The sequence below is a fragment of the Lysinibacillus sp. DFXJR4 genome, assembly GCF_057196045.1.
This window is the reverse complement of sequence record NZ_JBXUNW010000001.1, coordinates 550,245-573,010: the sequence shown is the minus strand read 5'-3', so window position 1 is coordinate 573,010 and position 22,766 is coordinate 550,245. Positions and strand designations below refer to the sequence as shown.

18 protein-coding genes, 1 pseudogene and 1 riboswitch are annotated in these 22,766 nt (G+C 33.9%); of the genes and pseudogenes, 10 read left to right on the top strand and 9 right to left on the bottom strand.

From position 1 onward, the window contains the following. Nucleotides 1–45: 45 nt before the first annotated feature. Nucleotides 46–223, bottom strand: a riboswitch (cobalamin riboswitch). Between the two features lie 591 nt (nt 224–814). From AC2CGN_RS02895 to AC2CGN_RS02885, 3 genes are all read right to left on the bottom strand, one after another. After that, entirely contained in the window at nt 815–1,831 is a 1,017-nt protein-coding gene (locus AC2CGN_RS02895; RefSeq protein WP_429990680.1) for an alpha/beta hydrolase, read from the bottom strand. Nucleotides 1,832–2,162: 331 nt separating this feature from the next. Next, on the bottom strand, nt 2,163–2,846 hold the full coding sequence (locus tag AC2CGN_RS02890) for a response regulator transcription factor (RefSeq protein WP_484512041.1): 684 nt from the start codon (nt 2,844–2,846) through the stop codon (nt 2,163–2,165). Nucleotides 2,847–2,848: 2 nt separating this feature from the next. Beyond that, entirely contained in the window at nt 2,849–4,009 is a 1,161-nt protein-coding gene (locus AC2CGN_RS02885) for a sensor histidine kinase (protein ID WP_484512039.1), read from the bottom strand. A 576-nt stretch (nt 4,010–4,585) separates the two neighbouring features. Here AC2CGN_RS02885 and AC2CGN_RS02880 point away from each other — a divergent pair. From AC2CGN_RS02880 to AC2CGN_RS02850, 7 genes and pseudogenes are all read left to right on the top strand, one after another. Then, nucleotides 4,586–5,275 (top strand): GDSL-type esterase/lipase family protein, encoded by a 690-nt coding sequence (locus AC2CGN_RS02880; RefSeq protein WP_484512037.1) that lies wholly within the window; start codon nt 4,586–4,588, stop codon nt 5,273–5,275. 80 nt (nt 5,276–5,355) lie between these two features. Next, the gene (locus AC2CGN_RS02875) at nt 5,356–6,762 is read left to right on the top strand and encodes an MBOAT family O-acyltransferase (RefSeq protein WP_484512035.1); all 1,407 of its coding nucleotides are present in this window, start codon (nt 5,356–5,358) and stop codon (nt 6,760–6,762) included. Between the two features lie 36 nt (nt 6,763–6,798). Further along, nucleotides 6,799–7,938: a DHHW family protein gene (locus tag AC2CGN_RS02870; protein WP_484512033.1), complete on the top strand. Its 1,140-nt coding sequence runs from the start codon at nt 6,799–6,801 to the stop codon at nt 7,936–7,938. 21 nt (nt 7,939–7,959) lie between these two features. Continuing rightward, nucleotides 7,960–8,433 (top strand): DUF4358 domain-containing protein, encoded by a 474-nt coding sequence (locus tag AC2CGN_RS02865; protein ID WP_429986836.1) that lies wholly within the window; start codon nt 7,960–7,962, stop codon nt 8,431–8,433. Nucleotides 8,434–8,900: 467 nt separating this feature from the next. After that, the gene (locus tag AC2CGN_RS02860) at nt 8,901–9,500 is read left to right on the top strand and encodes a nitroreductase family protein (RefSeq protein WP_484512031.1); all 600 of its coding nucleotides are present in this window, start codon (nt 8,901–8,903) and stop codon (nt 9,498–9,500) included. A gap of 144 nt (nt 9,501–9,644) precedes the next feature. After that, the gene (locus AC2CGN_RS02855) at nt 9,645–10,694 is read left to right on the top strand and encodes a 2,3-butanediol dehydrogenase (RefSeq protein WP_286924082.1); all 1,050 of its coding nucleotides are present in this window, start codon (nt 9,645–9,647) and stop codon (nt 10,692–10,694) included. 697 nt (nt 10,695–11,391) lie between these two features. Continuing rightward, nucleotides 11,392–12,666, top strand: a pseudogene (locus tag AC2CGN_RS02850) (hypothetical protein); the annotation flags it as partial. Between the two features lie 157 nt (nt 12,667–12,823). Here AC2CGN_RS02850 and AC2CGN_RS02845 read toward each other — a convergent pair. Beyond that, nucleotides 12,824–13,585 carry a hypothetical protein gene (locus tag AC2CGN_RS02845; protein WP_429980963.1) on the bottom strand — a complete coding sequence of 254 codons (762 nt, stop codon included), beginning with the start codon at nt 13,583–13,585 and terminating at the stop codon, nt 12,824–12,826. Nucleotides 13,586–13,768: 183 nt separating this feature from the next. Here AC2CGN_RS02845 and AC2CGN_RS02840 point away from each other — a divergent pair, with 183 nt between their 5' ends. Beyond that, nucleotides 13,769–13,969, top strand: coding sequence for a hypothetical protein (locus tag AC2CGN_RS02840; RefSeq protein WP_484512028.1), 201 nt, complete (start codon nt 13,769–13,771; stop codon nt 13,967–13,969). Nucleotides 13,970–14,233: 264 nt separating this feature from the next. Here AC2CGN_RS02840 and AC2CGN_RS02835 read toward each other — a convergent pair whose 3' ends face one another. From AC2CGN_RS02835 to AC2CGN_RS02825, 3 genes are all read right to left on the bottom strand, one after another. Beyond that, nucleotides 14,234–14,713 carry a hypothetical protein gene (locus AC2CGN_RS02835; RefSeq protein ID WP_429980961.1) on the bottom strand — a complete coding sequence of 160 codons (480 nt, stop codon included), beginning with the start codon at nt 14,711–14,713 and terminating at the stop codon, nt 14,234–14,236. A 266-nt stretch (nt 14,714–14,979) separates the two neighbouring features. Next, nucleotides 14,980–16,122, bottom strand: a complete 1,143-nt coding sequence (locus AC2CGN_RS02830; protein WP_429980960.1) for an MFS transporter — start codon at nt 16,120–16,122, stop codon at nt 14,980–14,982. 62 nt (nt 16,123–16,184) lie between these two features. Then, a complete protein-coding gene (locus AC2CGN_RS02825) occupies nt 16,185–16,781 on the bottom strand; it encodes a TetR/AcrR family transcriptional regulator (RefSeq protein ID WP_429984740.1) in 597 nt (198 codons plus the stop codon). Between the two features lie 1,018 nt (nt 16,782–17,799). Here AC2CGN_RS02825 and AC2CGN_RS02820 point away from each other — a divergent pair. After that, nucleotides 17,800–17,913, top strand: coding sequence for a YjcZ family sporulation protein (locus AC2CGN_RS02820; protein ID WP_286924180.1), 114 nt, complete (start codon nt 17,800–17,802; stop codon nt 17,911–17,913). 387 nt (nt 17,914–18,300) lie between these two features. Here the strand turns inward: AC2CGN_RS02820 and AC2CGN_RS02815 are convergent, their stop codons facing one another. Next, on the bottom strand, nt 18,301–18,528 hold the full coding sequence (locus AC2CGN_RS02815) for a hypothetical protein (RefSeq protein ID WP_286924181.1): 228 nt from the start codon (nt 18,526–18,528) through the stop codon (nt 18,301–18,303). Nucleotides 18,529–20,368: 1,840 nt separating this feature from the next. Then, a complete protein-coding gene (locus tag AC2CGN_RS02810; protein ID WP_286924182.1) occupies nt 20,369–20,518 on the bottom strand; it encodes a hypothetical protein in 150 nt (49 codons plus the stop codon). Between the two features lie 617 nt (nt 20,519–21,135). Here AC2CGN_RS02810 and AC2CGN_RS02805 point away from each other — a divergent pair. Then, nucleotides 21,136–22,563, top strand: coding sequence for a recombinase family protein (locus AC2CGN_RS02805; protein WP_484512025.1), 1,428 nt, complete (start codon nt 21,136–21,138; stop codon nt 22,561–22,563). Nucleotides 22,564–22,766 lie beyond the last annotated feature (203 nt).

The window sequence follows — 22,766 nt, the reverse complement described above, 5'->3', positions numbered from 1 at the left end:
CATAAAAATAGCTACGTCCCCATTCCTTAATCCCCGAAGAAATGATTGTTGTGTTTTATATAGGCAGGTCTCCTGGCTTTGCTTCATTCTCTGATTTCCTTCCCATGCGAAAGCACAGTGGCTTAAATCATCGTCAGCTTTACAGTTGCGGGGACAGCGTCGGTATTGCACCGAACTTCCCTATTAAACTACATATAGTAGTACCTTAATAAAACAAACACAATATATTGTTTTCCGATAGAACTAAGTGTACCATCCTTCAAAATAAAAGTAAATCTAGATTAGAGACTTCTTAATAGTAAGATTATTCGATATTTTCCGCAAAATGATAGTAAGCAAGTGGATAAATAGTTCCTAACGCTATAAACAATAATAGACATCTGATAAAGAATTATTTTTATGAAAGTAGTAACACTATGTATTTAAAATCATTTTCCTGCCTTTCCTTGCAAGAAGTAATTATGTAAATACTTTTTTGGAATATACCATCAAAAATATAGGCATAAGCTAATACAATAATTCTTTACATAAAAACAGTCCTTATTCCGAAGAATAATAGACTGTTAAACTTTTGATTGTTGATAAATCCTTACATATTATTCTAGCCGATAAATAAAGATAGTTCCTTATTAAATTCAGACGTCCGGCGCATTTTATGTTCTCTATCATAGACTTCCTTCACTTTACCATTTTTTGAACTACAAAAGAAATTATTAGCCTCTTCCCTCTTTAAATTATCATTTTTCCATTTGTAGTAAATTCTATTTGTTAGGAAAAGTATTTTCATTCCATTTAGGCACGTATCTATGCTGCCCTACTTAAATGTATCGCACATCCATTGATAAAATTTTTCCTTCTCCTCAAAATTTGGATAATGAGCTGACTCCTCGAAAGAAATAAACTCCTTTTGATCCGCTTCAATCCTATCAAAATAATTTTTTGCTGCATTAGATGAAGTCATAGCGTCGTATTTACCCATTACAAAATAAAATGGTAGCTCAAGTTTGGTAACGATCTTAGGTAGCGGCTTTTCCAAGGTTTCTTTTACAAGCCGTTCTTGTGAATTAGCAACTCCATATGTATAGCGAATTGAATCTAATAAATTATATTCACGACTTAATAGTATATCGCCATCCGACATATTAATAAGTCTTGTAGCGCCGCCGTACTTATACACATAACCTCTTGGAGTCACTGCCTCTCCAGCATGTATTTTTTCAGCGACCCCCTCTAAGTACTTCACATCTTCTGTATTTCCGGCTTTTTTCGCTTCACTTATCGTATTATTCAAATTATCTATTTCACTTTCTTGCATATTGCTCATCTGACCAATCCCAATATAGGCTTCATATTTTTCTGGAGCTTTATAAGCAGCCATTGTCCCTAAGTATGTGCCGTAAGAATGACCTATTAGGATCACTTTCTCTTTACCAAATCGTTTTGAAATATAATCCGTAAGTTCTAATAAATCATCTACAAGTACATCTGCCGTTAAGTTAGAATAATCCTCATTAAAATGATACGATTTGCCGCTTCCTCTTTGATCGTAATTAACGACAGTGAAATCCTTTTCTAATAAGTCTTCGTACTTGGCATAAGGAATTTCGGACACACTCGGTCCCCCGTGTACATATATAATGACCGGGTTATTTTGATCACGACCTCTAATCATGATTTGCTGTTTTGTACCATTGATCTTAACTTGTTCTAAAACGCTAATACTGTTATCCCCTTTTATATTCGAAGTCCATGTGGGACGAAAAAGTACTAATAACAATATTATTATAATAATTACTCCCATATATTTTATTATTTTCTTTATATTTTTCATCTAATTCTATTAATTCCTTTCTGCTAATGTAATTTAATTTATGATCCAATACATGCTTTTAAATGATTGTGAGGGCATTTTTTAGCAATCCTTATTATGAAATGGATTTAAGCTTGTGTATTTTTACCTCCCTTATTCATTACTCTACCAATGAAAGGTAATATGCTGTAGTGCCAGCAAGTCAATAAAAAGTCATTAAAAAACGACATTTTATGACCTTTGGCTAATACATATTACTTCTTTAAAAATAAGTGGCTTTTGCCATGAATTTAAATCTACTAATATAAAAAAAAAGCGTAGACAAAGTCAGTTGAACTTTATCTACACTCTTTTACTTTAATGTTTTTTTATCTACTATAAGACTCTCTTCCATTGCTTTAATAATAGCTGAAGATCTATTTCTAACGTTTAATTTTGAATAAATGGTAGAAATATAGTTTTTTACAGTTCCAATTGAAAGAAACATCTTTTCTGAAATGTCTTTATTGGATAATCCTTGGGTTAAATATTTTAAAACCCTTAATTCTTGATTATTTAAATCATATGGATGATTTATGAGGTTATCGTCAAGATGTTCTGGGTGCTCGTTTTTCTTTATTTGTATCTGGCCAAACACCTCTTTTGCTAATTGTTGAGGGATGAGGGAACCTCCGTGGTAGACCATTTTAATACCCTGAATTAAAAATTCTGGATCAACAGCCTTTAATATATAACCATCTGCACCGGCGTTTAAAGCATCCAAAACGTGAGTAACATCTTGAAAAGTAGTCAGTATTATCACTTTTATATGTGGCCAACGTTTTTTTATTTCATCTGTTGCCTTTACACCATCCATCACTGGCATTTGAATATCCATTAATAGAATATCAAGGCTTTCCATTCCGCATAAATCAATTGCCTTTTCCCCATTTTCTGCAGTACCCACAATCTCAATGTCAGAAATACTTTCAATCACAATTTTTAAGCTTTTTCTTAAAATCTCTTGATCTTCAACTATTGCCGCTTTAATCACCATCATTAAACTTCCTTTGCTATTGGTATGTTACACGTTATTCTCATACCATTATTCAATTTAGAATAAAAGGTAACTGTCCCCGCTAATGCCGATATTCGATCTTTCATTGAGCGTAATCCAAATCCTAAATTCAATTCATCACAACCATTCCCATTATCTTCAATAAGCACAATTAATTCTTCTTGTTTAAACGAAATATTTACCATAATAAAAGTTGACTGACCATGTCTTTTCGCATTTGTAAGCCCTTCTTGTATACAACGAATAATTACAAACTTTACTCTTTCACTAACTTTGATAGCTTCCCCTTCAACACTCAGCTTTATATCTGTTGCTGTATGTTTCATAAAATCAGCAATCAATTCTTGCACCAATTCAACAAGTGTTTGATGGTTCATTGGCGACATATGATGAATTGTTTTCCTCACATCATTCAATCCATTTCGTGCTAAATCCGAAATCTCTTTTATACTTTTTTCTGCTTCTTTTTTATCTGCCTGATATAGAAAAGGAAGGGCATCTAAACTGGTTATGACTGATGTAAAAATATGGCCAACTGTATCATGCAAATCTTGTGAAACTCGATTTCGTTCCTCTCTAATCGTCAGTTCCTCAATCCTTTTTGAATAGTATTCCAAATGCTTATTTTTTTCCTCAATAGAGGCAATTAACTCTTTATTAGCGGTAATGACAATAGTCGTTCTTCCTAGGCAAAACCCAATACCATAAAAAATAATTGTGTCTATAAAAAGTGCAAAGAAATCCTTATTAATGAAAAGACTGCTGGCCCATGTACCAACTACTAAGAAAGGACCTAACCAAATTAATGGCTTAACTTGACAAGCATAGGCAACAGTTAGGATAGGCACGAGTAGAAAACTATAAGTCACTGCTATTTCATGCTGACTTGATAAGTAAATAAACAATGAACCAGTTAACAACACCTCGGTCATTATATAATATTGGAACTTTATAAGCCCAGGTCGATAAAATAGATGGGGTATTATATAAGAACAACTAGCCCATAAAAGTAAAATCCACTTTTCTGAACCAATCGTACTAATGAATATTGAATTGCCATTATATGCAAACCATATCGTACGCATTAGAAATAAAAAATAGTCCAACCAATGCCATTTCCTTTGATCTTTTATTGCTTTCATACATTATTCCCCTATCTTCGGTGTGTAGACCATCATTCCTAATTATTTTCAACCCATAGTTGATGATGATAAAGTGACTGTACTGTTGTTCACATTAGACAATATTACCCTATTTTTATTTATATGTACTTGACTATATCTGCAAACTATACTTCTTTTAAGAGATACATTTTTTATAGAAAAATATTCATTATGTGTATTTTAATAATAATTTTTTATTTTTTGATTAGACCATTTCCTTCCTAAGCTAATAATAAACCAATACATACAAAAAGCTATTCTTTCTGATTTTAAAATAGAAAGAATAGTTTTTTCTATTTTGCAAGTTGGTAATAACAGATTTGCTTCCTTTTTTCATATCTATTGTCTCTTATTTAAATTAGCGTCTGAATGTTTTTTCTACAGATAACCACATTGTCATTTTTAGTTCTCTTCTTTACTTGGACTATTCTTTAAATAATTTCTATCCTATCTGCACATTATCTTTATCTATAGCAGCTAGTCTATGTTTTGTAAACGGCAGTTGCTTATACAATGACGATCGCTTACAAAATATGATTTGAGAGGAAGAATAAAATGATAAAGAAAATATTTATTTGTGTACTAATGGGAGCTATTGCATTGTGCTCAGTAGCCTGTGTAGACAATGGGACCGAAAAGACATCGAATACAATCACACAAAATACGGCTTTTAAGAAGGAATCGGAAAGTAGGAAGTATGAGTCTATTTTTAAAAATAGTTTATTTTTTGGAGATTCTATTACAGAGGGACTTAATTATCAAGAATTAATCGATGATACAAATGTTATCGCTGACGCAGGTAAAGTTACAGCTATAGCATTAGAAGATGATGTTGACAAAGTAGTAGAAAAAAATCCTGAACACCTTTTTATGAGTTTTGGTATTAATGATTTACTAATGCCAATGGATCTTGAAGGAAACCCTATCGATCATCCAGTTAACTATTCAATAGATAATTATTCCAAACTAATACAAAAAGTAAAGGAAAAGCTTCCTAATCTAAAAATACACATTTTATCTGTAACACCTGTTACAGATAAAGCATTACAGGAGTTTCCACAATATCTACACATTAATGAATATAATCTGAAGCTTAAAGAATTAGCAACAGCTGAAAAAGTAGAGTACATTGATTTATCTCCAATTTTTGATAAATATACTGATTTACATGATGAAGATGGCGTACACTTTAAAGCTAAATATTATACGCATCTACTCGATATTTTAAAAATTTCTGTTAAGTAGTGTCCATATTCTAAAAATTCACAGTTCTAATAGAGGAACTGTACTTAAAAAAAGTGTAATTATTTAGGTGGTGACAAATCTTGGTATTCAGTAGCTTAATTTTTCTTTTTGTATTTTTACCATTAGCCATTCTTCTATATTATATATCTCCTAAGACTCTTCGGAATTTTATATTATTTGTAGTTAGTCTAATTTTTTATGCATGGGGTGAACCAGTATATATAGTAATTATGATATTCTCCACCCTATTTGATTATATGAACGGAGTACTTATAGACAAATATAGAAGTCACAAGGGAATTACAAAAGCTATATTCATTAACTCAATCATTATAAATTTAGGAATACTTGGATTCTTCAAATATTATGGTTTCGTAGTGGACAACATCAATTCCATTTTTCACTTAAATATTCATGTTGACACTCTCCCTCTTCCAATTGGAATCTCTTTCTATACATTTCAAACTATGTCTTATGTGATAGACGTATATTTAGGTAAAGTATCTGCACAAAGAAATATTATTTCTTTTGGTACTTATGTAACGATGTTTCCACAACTGGTCGCAGGGCCTATTGTAAAATACAGTGATATTGAAACCCAATTACAACATAGAAAAGTAACATTAGATCGTTTTGGCGAAGGAATGGAGCTATTTATTAGAGGTCTTGCCCTAAAAGTACTTTTAGCTAATAATATAGGACTTCTTTGGACGAATGTTAAATCAACCTCAATGTCAGAACTAACTATTTTAACAGCATGGCTTGGGATTATTGCTTTTGCCTTCCAAATTTACTTTGATTTTAGGGGATATTCAGCTATGGCGCAAGGTTTAGGAAAAATGTTTGGTTTTGATTTGCCAGAAAACTTTAACTATCCCTATATATCTAAAAGTGTCACTGAGTTTTGGCGTAGATGGCACATTTCATTAGGCTCTTGGTTTAGAGAGTATGTATACATTCCTCTTGGGGGAAATCGGTCAGGATTACTCAAACAGCTTAGAAATTTGTTTATAGTTTGGTTCTTAACAGGATTATGGCATGGAGCTAGCTGGAATTTTGTTGTATGGGGACTTTATTTTGGATTATTTGTAACACTTGAAAAGCTTTTTCTTTTAAAATGGCTTAAAAAAAGAATGCATGTTTTTGCACATGTGTACACACTTATCATCGTATTAATTGGATGGGTATTTTTTGAATTCGATAACTTATCAGTAGCCATTAGCTTCATTGGAACAATGTTTGGCTTTAATCAAACTGCTTTCTTGGATAAAAATACACTCTATTATCTCACAACTAATTTTACATTATTTTGTATCTTAGCAATTTGTTCAACACCATTCCCTCAAAAGACACTTGTATATTTAAGAGAAAAGTTGAAAATATCAGGAGCTATTTGTATGCCAATCTTTTATGTGATACTAGTAGTTCTATCAACAGCATATTTAGTAAACGACACATATAATCCATTCCTATATTTTAGATTTTAAGTATTAGCTATATTTAGTTTGAAAGAGGTGAGTTGCTTGAATCAGTATGAAAAAATATACAAATACACAATGGCGAGTTTGTTGTCGCTATTTATAGGTGGCATGTTCAGTATTAATTTATTAACTCCAAACAAATCATTTTCTGATTCAGAGAATAGAAATTTAGAACCGTTACCAACGTTCTCTATTCAAAATCTTTTAGATAAAAAATTCACTTCACACTATGAAACATATATGTCTGACCAGTTTGCATTTAGAGATTTTTGGATAAGCATGAAATCTGATATAGATCGAACAATAGGGAAAAAAGAAAATAACGGAGTATATATCGGTAAGAATGGTTTTTTACTTCAAAAATTTAATAAACCTGAAGATCAAGATGTGAAAAGTAAAATTGCAGCAATAAATGATTTTCATTTAGCAAATCCAAATGTGGAAAAGCACATAATGTTGATTCCTACAGCAATTAGTATTTTAGAAAATAAACTTCCTAATTTTGTTTCTCATGATGATGAGCTTACGTATATTGACAAAGTAAAGAAATCCTTGAATACGGAAATCAATTTTATTGATGTATACCCTACATTGCGTTCAAAAGAGAATGAATATATCTATTATAAAACCGATCATCATTGGACTACTAAAGGCGCATATTATGCCTACCTAGAGTTGAGTAAAAATTTTAATTTTACTCCCACCCAAAAAGAGTCATTCAACATTAAAAAAATTACTAATAGTTTCTATGGTTCACTATATTCTAAAGGAGGTTTTCGACATATAGATCCTGATAGCATTGAATTATACGAGCCTAAGGAGGGTATCAAATATAAAGTAGAATATGTTGATGAAGATAAAACCTCTAGCACCCTTTATGAGATGAATAACATCAAGAAAAAAGATAAATATACCGTCTTTTTCAATGGAAATCATCCATTAGTGAAGATAACAACTGAAAATAAGAGTGGGAAAAAAATAGTAGTTGTAAAGGATTCTTATGCAAATGCCTTACTTCCTTTTTTACTACCACATTTTAGTGAAATTCAAGTGATTGATCTAAGATACTATAGCGATAGCCTACAGTTATTTATTCAAAAAAATAAAATCGATGAAATGCTACTAATTTACAATGCAAATACTTTCTTTGAGGATTCATCTATATCTGACTTATCCGAATAAACGACAAGGAGAATTAGCCCTATGAGAAATTTAATAAAATCCGGTATGACTATTTTTGTTTGCACTATTATTCTAGTAGTTTTAAGTGGTTGTTCAGGAAAACAAACGAATCCGTCCGCTGCAGAAATAGGAGAACAAATAGGTCACACTACAAACTTAGAAGAAATGAAAGAAGGAGATCATAAAAAACTTCAAAAGTTATATCACATAAATACCGATGAAGTTGAAAGCTTTGTTCTTTATACTGCCCCCACAAACATTAAAGCTGATGAAATTGCTGTGATCAAAGCGAAAGATGTGAAAAATGTAGACAACATGAAAGAGAAAATTTCCAATAGAATCGAAAAAAAATCAAAAAGCTTTAAAGACTATCTACCAGAAGAACATTTCTTAATAGAAAAGCATGTCTTGAAAACAAAAGATAGCTATATTCTCTTAGCTATTTCAAAAGACTCTGAAGAAATAGAAAAGGCGTTTGATAAAGCGCTTAAATAAAATTGACTAAAATAGAAAGTGCTCCCCACTCTTTATTTTTTTCTTGAATGAAGGACTTAAGTCATTCATCACCACCCTTTTTCTTTTCATATTCTTTAGAATTAGCTTGATTTTGAGGGAAAACATATGGGGATTGAATTCACAGTTCTCCAGTGTTATCGCCGTATAATTTAGCAATTTTTGAGGATAATAGCTGGGGATTTTGACAATGTTTTTTTAAAGCTATTGGCTTAAGTATGTGAAAATAATTGGAGCTCTTGGAATATTAGTGAGCATAGGCTTTGACTTTGAAAATATATTTGTACTAAAATTATCTCGAGCTCGAGATATATTGAATAGAGATATTAATTGAATGTTCACTTGTACTGTCTATCATTTTGACAGAATGACTGATTACAATTAGTAGCATCATATAAGATATATTGAAACCTCAACATTTATAGGAATTACTAGGAGGAACAAACATTATGGCAATTGAATTTTATTCTGCATTAAAAGAAAGACGCTCTTACTATGGAATTAATAAAGATGTACAAGTATCTGATGAGAGAATTAAGGAAATTGTTGAATTTGCTGTTCAGCATACACCTTCAGCTTTCAACTCGCAAACTGCTCGTTTAGTAGTATTAACAGGTGAAGCTCATGATAAATTATGGAATATTACAACTGACATTTTACGTAATGTAGTTGGAGAGGGAGATTTCACAGGAACTCAACAAAGAATGGATTCATTTAAATCAGGATACGGGACAGTATTATACTTCGAAGATGAGTCAATCATTAAATCTCTTCAAGGGCAATTCCCTTCTTACGCTGATAACTTCCCAATCTGGTCTAACCAAGCATCAGGGATGCATCAGTTAGTAGTATGGGCTGGTTTAGAGGCAGAAGGACTAGGAGTCTCTGTACAACACTATAATCCGTTAATTGATGATGAAGTGAAAAAGGAATGGAATATTTCTGAAGACTGGAAATTAATTGCGCAAATGCCGTTTGGTAATCCAGTCGCTCAACCAGGTGAAAAAGAGTACCAACCACTTGAAGGACGCGTAAAGTTTTATAAATAATTATTTTTGAGTAGTAGAAAGAAAACACTATTCAGAATGATTAAAGAATCTAATAATTTCGAATAAGATATTATAGTTCCCCTATTTGTATTATAGTACTATAATAGATTTGTAATAGATTTTATCGTTAGGAGATGCAATATAATGAAAGCATTAAGATGGCACAACGCTAAAGATTTACGATTAGAAAATATTGAAGAGCCTTCTGCAAAAAAAGGCGAAGTAAAACTTAAAGTTGAATGGTGCGGTATTTGTGGTAGTGATTTACACGAATATACAGCAGGTCCTATCTTTATACCAGCAGATCAACCACATCCTTTAACTGGCGATAAAGCACCAATTGTTATGGGACATGAATTCTCAGGACAAGTTGTAGAAGTTGGCGAAGGTGTAACGACAGTACAAGTTGGTGATCGTGTTGCAGTAGAGCCAATCTATAATTGCGGTGAATGTGAGCCTTGTAAACAAGGGTTATACAATCTTTGCGAAAAAATGGGCTTCTATGGTCTTGCTGGAGGCGGCGGTGGTTTCTCTGAATTCACTTCTGTTCCAGAGCACATGCTACACAAATTACCAGAAGGTGTTTCATATGAACAAGGGGCACTTGTTGAACCATCTGCGGTAGCACTTCACGCTGTAAAACAAAGTAAATTAAAAGTAGGCGATAAAGCAGCTGTATTTGGTACAGGTCCAATCGGTCTACTAGTAATTGAAGCATTAAAAGCTGCTGGTGCATCTGAAATCTATGCTGTGGAATTATCTGAGCAACGTAGAGAAAAAGCGGCAGAATTTGGTGCAATTGCAATTGATCCTGCTACTGGTGATGCGGTAGAGCAAATTCAAAAACTTACAAATGGTGGCGTTGATGTTGCATTTGAAGTTACTGGTGTTCCGCCAGTATTAAAACAGGCCATCCACTCTACAAAATTCAACGGTGAAACTATGGTTGTTAGTATCTTCGAAAAAGAAGCACCAATTCATCCACAAGATCTTGTGCTAAGAGAGCGTAATCTTACTGGTATTATTGGATACCGTGATGTTTTCCCAGCTGTTATTAATTTAATGGCTCAAGGATACTTTGCTGCTGATAAATTAGTGACAAAACGTATTAAACTCGATGAAGTCATAGAAGAAGGTTTCGAAGGACTATTAAAAGAAAGAAATCATATTAAAATTTTGGTAAAAGCGGAATAGTTATTTACCATCGAAAGATTAGATTTCCTACTATAGTAGCCGCATAAAAAATAGTATTGGGCATGTTTTGAATTTTTTTCAAAACATGCCCTTTTTATGTATACTTGACATGCGCAACAACTAGGTGATGAAAGACTATTTCAGGCTCAGCAGAAAGAACAGTTAGCGAAGGCATAACAAAGTAAAGTTCAATACAGTCTGATTCACCTCTTAATGCTTTTGCTACTTTATTTTGACGATCATTTTTGAGTCATAACTGAACAGTAGTTGTATTGTTTAAACAAGGAATTAAAAAAAAGGAGTGGGTAGGGAAATTTCCCCAACACTCCACTCCTTCTTTCCATTCTCTACTTAATAGCTTGAAGGGCTTCTAGGATAATACATCTACCCATCCCATTTTCCGCGAACCATTCCATTGATAATACTGATTCATCTTTCTGAATTAGCGTAAGTATGCCCACTACCTACTAAAAATGCTGAAATACCAAACGCAATGATTACATTTTTTCCTTATCTTATTCTTATGGTTTTTTGCACCAAACCCTTCAGAAAAATAGCTTTCATTTTATATTATTGATACTTTTTCAATTATCCATTTATACTACCTTTCTACTTAAACGAAATTTTTCAAAATCGTCACCAACTTTTTTTCACTTCATATTCTATAGAATCAGATCGAATATTGAGGGGGAAACATATGGGGATTGAATTCACAGCTCTCCATTGGATTTATGTTATTTTTATTGTGCTTATCATTGGATTTATGGTTAAACGTCGCGATACCACCCTCATTTGTGTACTAGGCATCTTCATGCTTGCGATTGTTGCTACTGGCGATTTAACTTCATCCATTAGTGGTGTTTTTAATAGCTTTATTTATGCTATTACAGAGCTGTTATCGACCATTCTCATTATTTCTATTATTGTTGCCATGAGCCGGGTGCTGATGACTGCTGGCATTAATGAGGTCATGATTGCTCCTTTTACAAAGTTCATTAAAACTCCTGCTCTAGCCTATTGGACGATTGGTCTTTTAATGATGTTAATCTCCTGGTTTTTCTGGCCATCACCTGCAGTAGCATTGTTAGGGGCGGTCCTGTTGCCTGTTGCGATTCGAGCGGGCTTACCAGCACTGGGAGTTGCGATGGCTATGAATTTATTTGGACATGGAATTGCACTATCGAGCGATTTTGTTATACAGGGGGCTCCAAAGCTTACTGCTGATGCAGCGGGGATTCCAGTCGGTGAAGTTGTTTCAGCTAGTATCCCTCTCGTTATCACCATGGGCGTAGTAACGACAATTACTGCTTATATTTTTTTAAGACGAGATATGAGACGAGGGACTTTGCTACTAAACATGGCCAATGACACATCTGAAAATACAGAACAAGCAACGGTGGAAAATTTACTGTCTGTTGGGCAAAAACGTTTCTTTGCCTTGCTTATTCCAATCGCCTTTATAGTAGATGTTATCGCTATGTCGGTTTTCAAGCTACAAGGTGGGGATGCTACAGCCTTAATCGGTGGGACCTCTGTTTTTATCTTACTTCTGCTTAGTGTTGTTGCACATAAAAAAGATGGGCTAGAAAAGACTACAAGCTATCTGATTCAAGGATTCCAATTCGGCTTTAAGGTTTTTGGACCCGTTATTCCCATTGCGGCTTTCTTCTATCTTGGAGATGCTGGCTTCACACAAATTATTGGAGACCATTTACCCGCTACCTCCCATGGCATTGTCAATGATCTCGGTGTTGGTCTTGCTGCAGTAGTTCCGTTAACAAAGGAAATCGCAGTCATCACTTTAGCAGTTGTCGGTGCCATTACTGGGTTAGATGGCTCTGGCTTTTCAGGTATTTCCTTAGCCGGCTCTGTGGGCAGTTTGTTTGGCAATGCAATTGGGGGCGGTACAGCTACCTTAACAGCTCTTGGGCAAATTACAGCGATTTGGGTTGGAGGCGGGACTCTTCCACCTATATAAGACACATCAATTATGACCCCCATCACGGAGTGGTCTTTTTAATTTATCCGCTTATGCCCGTGACATCGATAAACATCCTATCCGCATGTCAACAAACCATAAAAAAATAGCCCCCTTATAAATAAGAGAGCTATATATAATTCATAATCTATCACTTATCTCCAACTGGCTTTAATAAATCTACTGGAAGCCAAATAAATTGTTCTTCATTTCCTTCCAAGCCGTTGCGTACATATAGATAACCATTAATTTCAGTATCTAGGGATATAACAATGCTTCCCTTTGCATACATTGTTAAAGGTTTCGCTTCATTTAAGGGAGTGCTTTTCCCACCTGCATCTTTTGTTAATTCAAAACGTACATTGCTTTCTCTCGATATTGTCTCAGCGATTTTAAGATCTGTACCAGGATATTTATCATACCATAACCCTTCACCCCCATAGCTCTCGGAAAACTTCAGCAGTTGTCCATTATTTGTATCCAAGAAAGAAATACCACCAATACCACCATCTTGGAAGTATTTCCCGTAATATCCCATATTATAAATACCATCACGATTGATAACAATATAAGTTGGATTGTTGTAGAAAGATGAGCGAATTTTTATTGGTACTTCTTTGAAAACTACCAAATCCGTTGCTTGTACCCGATATTGCCCCATTTGATAAAATGTTTTACCATCATATTTTTCAATATCATACGTTTTAAAGAAGTTATTTCGCTTAACCACTAAAGATTCAAACGTACCATCTGAATTTTTTCTATATACCTTGATGTCTTTTTTAAAGGTCATTTTTCCTGTTTGCCCTTTTACAACTTCCGCTCCATCATACATCACTTTTGCTTCTGAATTTGTTGGATTGACTACTGCAAATACAAATGCTGCTAGTAACACTATAAATAATTTTTTCATTATTCTCCTCCTACATAGTTTTATTTTAGAAAACTAACATTTTAATATTATATACTAGTAATCTAATACTCTACCAACGAATGTTAAAAATCCAACAAAAGTAGCGTGTTTTCACATAACATAACTTTACTTCTTACCACTCCAAGCAATTATCTAAAGATGGTGCACTATGTACTATTGATTGTGGAGAAGAAAAAGCAAAAGAAGAATCAGGAGAAAAGGAAAAACCAGTTACTGAGATATCAAAAGAGGATGCCACAAAACAAGAAACGGCAGCACAATGAAGAAAAGTTTAAACAAATTAAAGAAGGCATGACGTTTGAAGAAGTATTTAATATTGTCGGGTCAAAAGGAACAAATTGTGATTCGAATCATACCGTTTAATATGAATTTAAAACAACTGGAGCTTTCTTAACTGCTAATATGACATTTCAAGGTAATAAAAACTCAAATAGGTTTAAGTTCACAGCTTTAGGTTTCAATGCATCGTTAATGTTCAAGGTGGTAAATTAATAAATATCACGAAACGTTGATTTAACAACAATTGTGGCTTTTAAGGTAGTTCCTATCTTTGGAACGTTATTAGGTTTATTTATGATACGTTATAAACCCTTATTGTTAAATCCCAGTTTGTGAAATTGCACTTTACTAAAAAGCCTGAGTTATATGCTTATTGATTTGAAATTCAAGCTCTCTAATGTTTATATTTGTTTCGGCATCGAGAATTTTTATTTCTATTGTAGTTTTGTTCCATTCTTTTAAATAAGTATGCTTTACACACTTTTGAAAACCTCTAACTACAGAAAACTTCTCCAAATATTGAGGGTTTTCATGAGATAAATTATAAATGCTATCATCAATTTTCCATTGACCGAATTGAATATTTATATTTCGGTTAAGTCTATTTTGTGTATCAAAACTAAAAAACATTTCTTCTGTTGCTTCGTCAAAGTAAATATCCATTATTTTTAAATAAAAATGGGTATCATTCATCAGCAATATTTGTATGCCAACATGATCCTTTTCTTCTCCAACCCATTCCTGCCACTGCTCTTTAGTCCATGAGTCCATTTTAGTTGTATCATATGTTTTCATTGGTAAAACAACATTAATAATTTCATTTGTCATTCCCTACACTCCTCTTAATTATCTTAAAATGGTTACCCCTTTCAACAATCCTGGCGTCATTAGATGAAGGAAAAATGTCCCCAAAGCGTATTTTGGAAGACTTTTCACTCAACGTTGTAATCCGCATTTTTCTATTGCTACCCCATACCCATCAAGTTAAGATAGCATAATACCCCAAAACGAAAATTTCTTCGTTTTGGGGTATTACCAATTTCTTAAGTTGATGGGCATATATGGTGACCCCATATAAAGAAATTTTAAAGATCTTAATCTGCCTTTCCTTTATGTAAATATGGGAATAATGAAATTACCCCAAGGATAGCTAAACAAGCTCCAATCCATAGCGGAGATACAAAACCATATCCTTTACTGATCCCAAGACCACCTAGTGACGAACCAATAACAATACCTAGCGTAATAAAAGAACTATGAACGGTATTTATCATTATTCCATTACTAGCTGTTTTCATCACCCTCGCAACCATAGCTGGATTCAATGCTACACCAGTTAAACCAATAAAAATCGTAGAAATAACTGCAATGTATTTATTTTCTGCACTTAAAGCAAATAAAGACAACGCTATGATTAATATAATTAATCCACCCATAAGTATTTTCATTGTAAATTTATCAGCGAACTTGCCAATTATTATATTCCCAATTACCGTCGCACTACCATAGAGAGCAAGTAAATATGGAATACTTGCACTTGAAAAGCCTGTGACATTTGTAAAGATAGGAGTGAAATAACTAAATGCTGCAAACGTACCACCAATAATGAACATACTTGTAACGTACGCTGCCCAAAGATGAATATTCTTAAATCGCAGAAGTTCGTCTTTCCAATTTAATTGCTCTTTATTTGAAGATGATGGTAACAACCGTTGAATCATAATCCCTGATACTAACACAAGAACAGAAACAGCCCCAAAACTAATACGCCAGCCAAAATATTGAGAAATAATGGTTGTTATAGGTAAACCTAATACAGTTGCGAACATTAAACCTGCAAGTACAATTGATGCAGCTTTTCCCCTTGAATCAGAGTGAACCAATGTCGCAGAAAAGGAAATCGCAACTCCAAAAGCTGAAGCTGAAGCAATACCAGTTATAATACGTGAAATCATCATAATATCATAGTTCCAAGCAATAGCTCCGAGCGATTGACCAAATAAAAATACGAACATTAAAAACAATAATGCTTGTTTGCTGCGCATTCGTAAGAGGATTGCAGTTAAAATGGGGCCTCCTATTACCATTGCTCCTGCATAAGCTGAAATTAAATACCCAATAGATGATACAGAAACCTGGAATGCAAGAGCAAGTTCATTCATCATACCTGCAACCATAAATTCTGATGTAGTCATACAAAAGATTGCTAAAGCTAATAAATAAATAATCGATGGCATAAAAAAACTCCTTATTCATTATTGTAATAATCGGTACAAAAATGGTGCGAAAAAAGAGCGCACTAAGCGCCAAAAATAGACTCCATTGTTCCTTTGATAACTTGTTCAGCTAACATCCGATTTTGCATCGATACATTAAGAACACGGAATCCGTAATAACTGCTTAAAAGCAGACTAGCTAATTCCTCAGCTGATTGCTTCTTTGAAATTTCACCTGTTTGCAATCCTTCCTCCATCACTGTTTCAATAGCTTGTTTAAGAAGTTCAACATGCTTCGAGAAAATTTCTTGTACCATTAAATCGTTTTTAGCACGTTCTACACTGGCATTAATCAATAAACATCCTTTTTGATCAATATTCTCAAAGTCTTCTTTCAATGCCCATTCAAAAAAATTACTTAATCGTTCTTTAACTGGAATTGGAGTCTCTAACAATTTCTTTTGTTCCCTAATCCCAATTTCATGGTAGCGTTCTAATACTTGTTTATACAGTTCATGTTTACTACCGAAAGTATTGTATAAACTTCCTTTTCCAAGTCCTGTATCACTGCATAAATCTTGTGTAGAACACCCCTCATATCCTCTTAACCAAAATGTTTTCATTGCAACATCTACAATTGAGGAATAATTAAACTCTCGGGGTCTGCCGCGTTTATTCAATCGTATCCTCCTCTTATGTTAAAGATAACATTAATAGAATACTCTTTTTTGTACCACACGGTCAATAATTTTGTTTTATTGTTACTGTAAAATAAAATTTGATTATTTTAGATTACGAATAATTAAAAATAGCTCCCTTATTCTGCCATACCTAAACGTATTGGTAATTCATTTACACTCATTTCTCATGGAAAAAAGATTTTTTATAGATTGGTTTGAAATCTTATAAATAATATGTAATTTGTTTTGCTTTTAACGTAATGTTGTAACTACCACAGTATTCACAATTATTTTGTTAGGTTAAATACTTCAGCACATCTGGGACAATTCAAAGTTTTAACCTTGCTTCCATGACCCCTAATATTTACTACCATTTGATATATATTGAATTATTAAATACATTAATAATTTAAATATAAAAAATCCCAGGCTCAAAAAAGTTGAGTAACTGGGATTTTTTAAGAGAATCAACATTTATAAATTAACACTTCAACCTATACAACTTCTTAACAAATGTACCATACTGATTTCGATTACTTTTTATCATTTCTTCGCTATTGAATCGTAATATGTAACCCAGTTTAAACGATCAGTGGTCATTGTACCAATCTGCAAATCCAAATGGTTTCGGGAATAATGACGTTATTAATCGCCTGTACAATAAAATTCTCTATTTCAAATTTCAAAGCAGGCAAACCTGGTTCCACAAAAAACGGTAAGTATAATAATGCCTATTTATTGCCACCCATCGAGGTGTGGTCTTTTATGTTTAATCAGCTAAGACCAAGACATTGATAAAGATCGTATCTGCAAGTCAACAAGAAGGCTTAATATAATGCCTAATCAATTACTTATCTCCAACTGATTTAATAAATTCACTGGAAGCAAAACACTCTAACGTTACGCTCTTGATAGTGTATCTTTATTTTTAATTTTTTTCTTAGACCGTCCTAAGATAAATATCGCGATTCCTTTCTACAACTATGCATATTATAGTCATAGAAAGGAGGGAAAAATTATGTCTCAATATTGTGGTAGTGGTAGCGGTAGTGGTTATGGTTCCTCATTTGCTCTAATTGTTGTTCTATTCATTCTTCTAATTATTGTTGGCGTTAGTTTCATCAGTTATTAATATTGATTACCACCGCTTCTATGCTCATAACTATTAGAAACTTATACTATGCACCTTCAAATCTTTAGTAAGGGTCACTATCCTCCGTGTGACCCTTTTTATATTGCCTTTCTCAAAGTCTTTAGATTGTTCATTAGTTTGCTGTAGCATGTGACGACGCTGCGGCTTTTTTTATCTATTGTTCAGGCTATGAACTATACAAACTTTGCTATCACGTCATATTAATAGTAATGTAAGCTAATTTAGTCTTACACCTCCGAATTTCGTTACTGAGGGTCACTCTATCCCAAGTGACCCTTTTAATATTTTTCCTTTTCAATTTTGCACTGAACCTCTCAAGGCATAATAAAAGCCACAACTCATTTAGAGTGTGACTTAATACATGGATTAATCAAATTCTACAATATTTTGCACTACTGATACTTTATAAACATCTTTCGTATTTATTAATATTGTTTTAAAATTTTCTGTTTCAGTAAATGAATACCATGACTTCTCATTCAAGCCATTAGAAATTTCTTCTGCGAATGTTTCTTGTCCAATATTAGTCTTAATTTTATATTCTTCTTCGCGACTTTCGTCAAAATAAAACTTTACTTTATATTCATAATCCATTAACCAACACCCCCCATCTACCTATATCATGGGACAAATGGGATTGAAGTAATCAATAAAAATAGGAAGCAATATAAAAAGCCACACTTAGTTAGGCATGACCTTCATTTCTCTTAATGACCTGTTTAGTCTTCCAATGTACAACAAAGCTTATAATCGACACTACGATAGGTACTACATATAATGTGAGGTTAAATAATGTACTTATTTTATTCCTTTACTTAGGAAAAGCTTTATAAAAAAGATAGTTGAAACTAACATAGATATTACTAACCACATTTGAATATTTTCCTTTATTTTCCACACTCATTTATTTCACCGCCTTCAATATCAAAAGCACACCTAGTTAGTTGTGACCTTAATTAGTTTTATTAACATTATAAAAAGAGACTACCAATATAGTAGTCTCATAGTGTGAAAAACTAAATGGTCAAGGGACCCTTTGTGAATATTTAGTCAAAATGAAGGTGATTTCCGTTCCAGGCTACTCGCTTTCCTGTGGGCGAGCGACGAGCCGCTTCCTGCGCTGACGCTCCGTGCAGGGTCTCGTCTGTCCCACGGGAGTCGAGTAGTCTTGCACTCCAATCTGCAATAGTGTAGAACTTTAAATATTTTCTTCCTTCAAAAGTTAAGTAAAAGCATATTACTCACCAACATTAAATGGATAGAGTAGTAGTACAATTCTATAGCTGTCAACCTACATTTTGTGCATAAAACTACTTTATAAATATACATAAAGCCACTTATTGCTGACATATTGCTTTCGCATAGAAAAATGTTATCAGCTTCATTTTTGCATAAAATAGTGATGGCTAAGATTTCAATTTATCACTATACATTTATGTGAAATGCCAATGAAAATACTATGAGCAATGGTTGATTGGAGTGTAGACTGAGTGACTCCTTGGGGATTCAGCGTCACAGAGGAGACCCTGGAGCGAGCATGCGAGTGAAGCGGCTCATCGGACGCCCCCAGGAAAGCACTCAGTCGGAACGGAGATCAACCCCTCGTTTTGAAAAAGGGCATACTTTTTTATTTGTCACCTTGATTTCATTGACATAATAGTATTTCAACAACATGAGACTACCAATATAGTAGTCTTCATTATTTGTTTGGGACATACACGTACAAGCGAAAGTGCTCATTACTATAAGACGTTCCATAGCTTTTGAATAAAACTTGATAATATCTAATTATTATGTTTTTTAGAGAACTTTGCTAGTGTTAGGAAGTTCACTATATTGAATACTAGAAATTTCTATCTTCTACACAAACACAAAAAAAACAAAATATACGAATGCTGTAGGAACTGCGTAAGAAGATACCCCCCTTAAACTCCATTTGTCTTCATCAGTTGACCAAAGAAAAATCAACAATGTTATCATCGTAATACCGAAAGCGTTCATAATAATGTCTAATAATCCAATAACCCCCAGCCCCTTTTCTATCCTTTCCATTTACATTAATATATTCACCATATATTAAGCCCATGCTAACCGCTTGGCTGTTTCATCCATTAATGCATTGCGTTTACGTAGCACCTTTATTACAATCGATCTATAATGTTTTCCCATTCAAAACAGTTCCTTTCAGCATCCCCATACCGCATGTCCACAATAGTTTTTAAATCTTGGTCTAACGATGAATAGATTTCTTCAATCGTTTCAACAATATCTTTTCGCTTTTGATAAAGCTTGTCTTCAGCAAAAATTACTACTTGATTGGAAATATTATTAGAGTTCCCTTGGCTTCATGTTGAGCCAACGCTTTATTAGGATGTTCAAAGCTTCATTCCTTTACATGGATAAGAATGCTTGTCCAAAATAAGACATGACTGCGCTATTTGGCGCAATCTTTTTTATAAACTGTAATGCCTCCTACCGTTAGATCCTTTAAAGTCACCTTTCTTCCGTATTCCCTTGATAGAATACTTTCAACGATTGGTAATAGTTTTCGAACCTTTTCTTCTGTCATTTTTACTGCTTTCATCACCCACACTCCTTCTTTATCAGAATATGTCGATTGGGCTTGTCACTTTCATACGTGAAATATTAATCTAGTTCATTTCTGACATCGTTCATTAATTGTGCGCAATCTTTGCACCAAAGAGTACCTGATTTTTCATAACAAATTGAACACGACTCGCCTTCGGATAACGGATCGAATTCTTTATGTTATTTGCAGAGAATTCAATGTAAAGAGTACTGGCTTCGTACAGATGAGGGTGAAATGTTTGTTCAACCCGAAGCTTTTTCACTGGATGAATACGCAAAAAAAGCAACCTCACAGAATTGGAGATTGCCATCATGAAGGGCTTTATGGATCATGATTTAGATGTATTAGAAACATTACTTAACCATATGAAGGAATTATTAAAAACTGCTCCGAAATAGCGGCCACCGTTGAAAATAAAATGGATGCTGAATTCGACAGCTATCGCCAAAAATTTGAGGCTGAGCAAAAGGCAGGCACATTATCGGCTTCCTAAGGGAAGAAATAATAAAGCAAAAATTATTGGAATGATATGCAATTTTAGCGCTATATATAAATTAAAGAGCAAGGTTCCTTTGTCTCGCTCTTTTCTTATTATTAGGAGTGAATACCTGATGAAATGCGTCATCTATGTTCGAGTGAGTACAGATGAACAGGCCAAGTATGGGTTTTCAATAGGTGCCCAGATTGAGAAATTAGAAGCCTATTGTGTTTCACAAGGATGGGAAATTGTTGAGAGGCCCTATATCGATGATGGTTATTCTGCTAAAGATTTAAACAGACCTCATTTCCAAAATATGCTCAATCGAATTAAGCAAGGGGGCATTGATGTCCTACTAGTATATAAACTGGATCGATTAACTCGATCTGTGCCTGACCTGCATACTATCTTAGCAGAGTTGGATCAATACGAATGTAAATTTAAATCTGCTACAGAAGTCTATGATACTACGAATGCTATGGGGCGTTTGTTTATCACACTAGTGGCAGCTATTGCGCAATGGGAGCGCGAAAATACAGCTGAACGAGTGCGTTTTGGATTAGAAAAGAAAGTGAAATTGGGACGCTGGAAAGGTGGCACCCCTCCTTATGGCTATAAGGTCATTGATGGTGAATTAGTGGTAGATGTAGATGAGGCTCAAATTGTAAAAGAAATATTTAAGTTAGCTAGATCAATAGGCTTTTACACACTAGCTCGTCAACTAACTAGTAAAGGAATACCTACAAGAAGAGGTGGAGGATGGCATGTAGACAGTGTGCGAGATATTGCCAATAATCCTACATACGCTGGCTATTTAATGTTCAGCTCTAATCCCAAAGACATCAAAAAGCCTCCTCGCGAACGGGAGCTATTCGAGGGAAATCACGAACGTATTATAGACCGTGATGAATTTTGGGAGCTACAGGATTTATTGGATAAACGGAGGACCTTTGGCGGAAAACGTGAGACAAGTAATTACTATTTTTCTTCGATTTTAAAATGTGCCAGATGTGGTCATTCGATGTCAGGGCATAAAGTGGGCAAGAAAAAGAATTACCGGTGTTCAGGCAAGAAAGCAGGAAAAACCTGTACTAGTCATATGATTTTAGAAAGCAATTTAGTACAAACGGTATTTGCCCAGTGGGATGACTTAGTGGGTGGTCATTTTAAAAGTAATGAAGGCGAAGCCAATTTTCCTAAAGCACAGCTCTCCTCATTACAGCATGAACTGGCCTCCATACAAAGGCTTTTACTCAAGAAAAAAACCATGTTCGAAAGTGATATTATTGATATTGATGAATTAATACTTGAAACCGAAAAGCTACGTGGCAAAGAAAAAGAAATTCAACGTGAGTTAAAGAATATTCAGCAGCAGGACACCCGGCATCATGAGGAAATCAGATCCATTATTCGCAACATCAATACTCTTTGGTTAAATGCTGATGATTATGAACGGAAGCAATTAATGACGACCATATTTGAGCAAATTGTAATTGATACAAAGAACGATTATACAAGCAGTAAACAAGCCAGAGAAATCATAATTGTTACAGCTAAATAATATGTCTTTTATTGGTGGAGGCACTTTAATTCCTTGGGCGTTAATTCCTGCTGCTGCTATATGTAATGTAAGTCCATTTGAACTCGCAAGACGTAATTTATTGCCCGTAGTGATTGGCCTTTTTATTACGACGATTGTGGCGGTGTTTTTGATTTAACCATATTGAAGGGTGTAAATAACATTATGAGATGACTTTTATAAAT

Excerpts from the sequence above, each read along its gene's own strand:
- AC2CGN_RS02835 (WP_429980961.1), bottom strand. The coding sequence starts at position 14,713 with ATGACAAATGAAATTATTAATGTTGTTTTACCAATGAAAACATATGAT.
- AC2CGN_RS02890 (WP_484512041.1), bottom strand. The coding sequence starts at position 2,846 with ATGGTGATTAAAGCGGCAATAGTTGAAGATCAAGAGATTTTAAGAAAA.
- AC2CGN_RS02830 (WP_429980960.1), bottom strand. The coding sequence starts at position 16,122 with ATGCCATCGATTATTTATTTATTAGCTTTAGCAATCTTTTGTATGACT.
- AC2CGN_RS02810 (WP_286924182.1), bottom strand. The coding sequence starts at position 20,518 with ATGAAAGCAGTAAAAATGACAGAAGAAAAGGTTCGAAAACTATTACCA.
- AC2CGN_RS02815 (WP_286924181.1), bottom strand. The coding sequence starts at position 18,528 with ATGGATTATGAATATAAAGTAAAGTTTTATTTTGACGAAAGTCGCGAA.
- AC2CGN_RS02855 (WP_286924082.1), top strand. The coding sequence starts at position 9,645 with ATGAAAGCATTAAGATGGCACAACGCTAAAGATTTACGATTAGAAAAT.
- AC2CGN_RS02885 (WP_484512039.1), bottom strand. The coding sequence starts at position 4,009 with ATGAAAGCAATAAAAGATCAAAGGAAATGGCATTGGTTGGACTATTTT.
- AC2CGN_RS02860 (WP_484512031.1), top strand. The coding sequence starts at position 8,901 with ATGGCAATTGAATTTTATTCTGCATTAAAAGAAAGACGCTCTTACTAT.
- AC2CGN_RS02845 (WP_429980963.1), bottom strand. The coding sequence starts at position 13,585 with ATGAAAAAATTATTTATAGTGTTACTAGCAGCATTTGTATTTGCAGTA.
- AC2CGN_RS02880 (WP_484512037.1), top strand. The coding sequence starts at position 4,586 with ATGATAAAGAAAATATTTATTTGTGTACTAATGGGAGCTATTGCATTG.
- AC2CGN_RS02865 (WP_429986836.1), top strand. The coding sequence starts at position 7,960 with ATGAGAAATTTAATAAAATCCGGTATGACTATTTTTGTTTGCACTATT.
- AC2CGN_RS02805 (WP_484512025.1), top strand. The coding sequence starts at position 21,136 with ATGAAATGCGTCATCTATGTTCGAGTGAGTACAGATGAACAGGCCAAG.
- AC2CGN_RS02820 (WP_286924180.1), top strand. The coding sequence starts at position 17,800 with ATGTCTCAATATTGTGGTAGTGGTAGCGGTAGTGGTTATGGTTCCTCA.
- AC2CGN_RS02895 (WP_429990680.1), bottom strand. The coding sequence starts at position 1,831 with ATGAAAAATATAAAGAAAATAATAAAATATATGGGAGTAATTATTATA.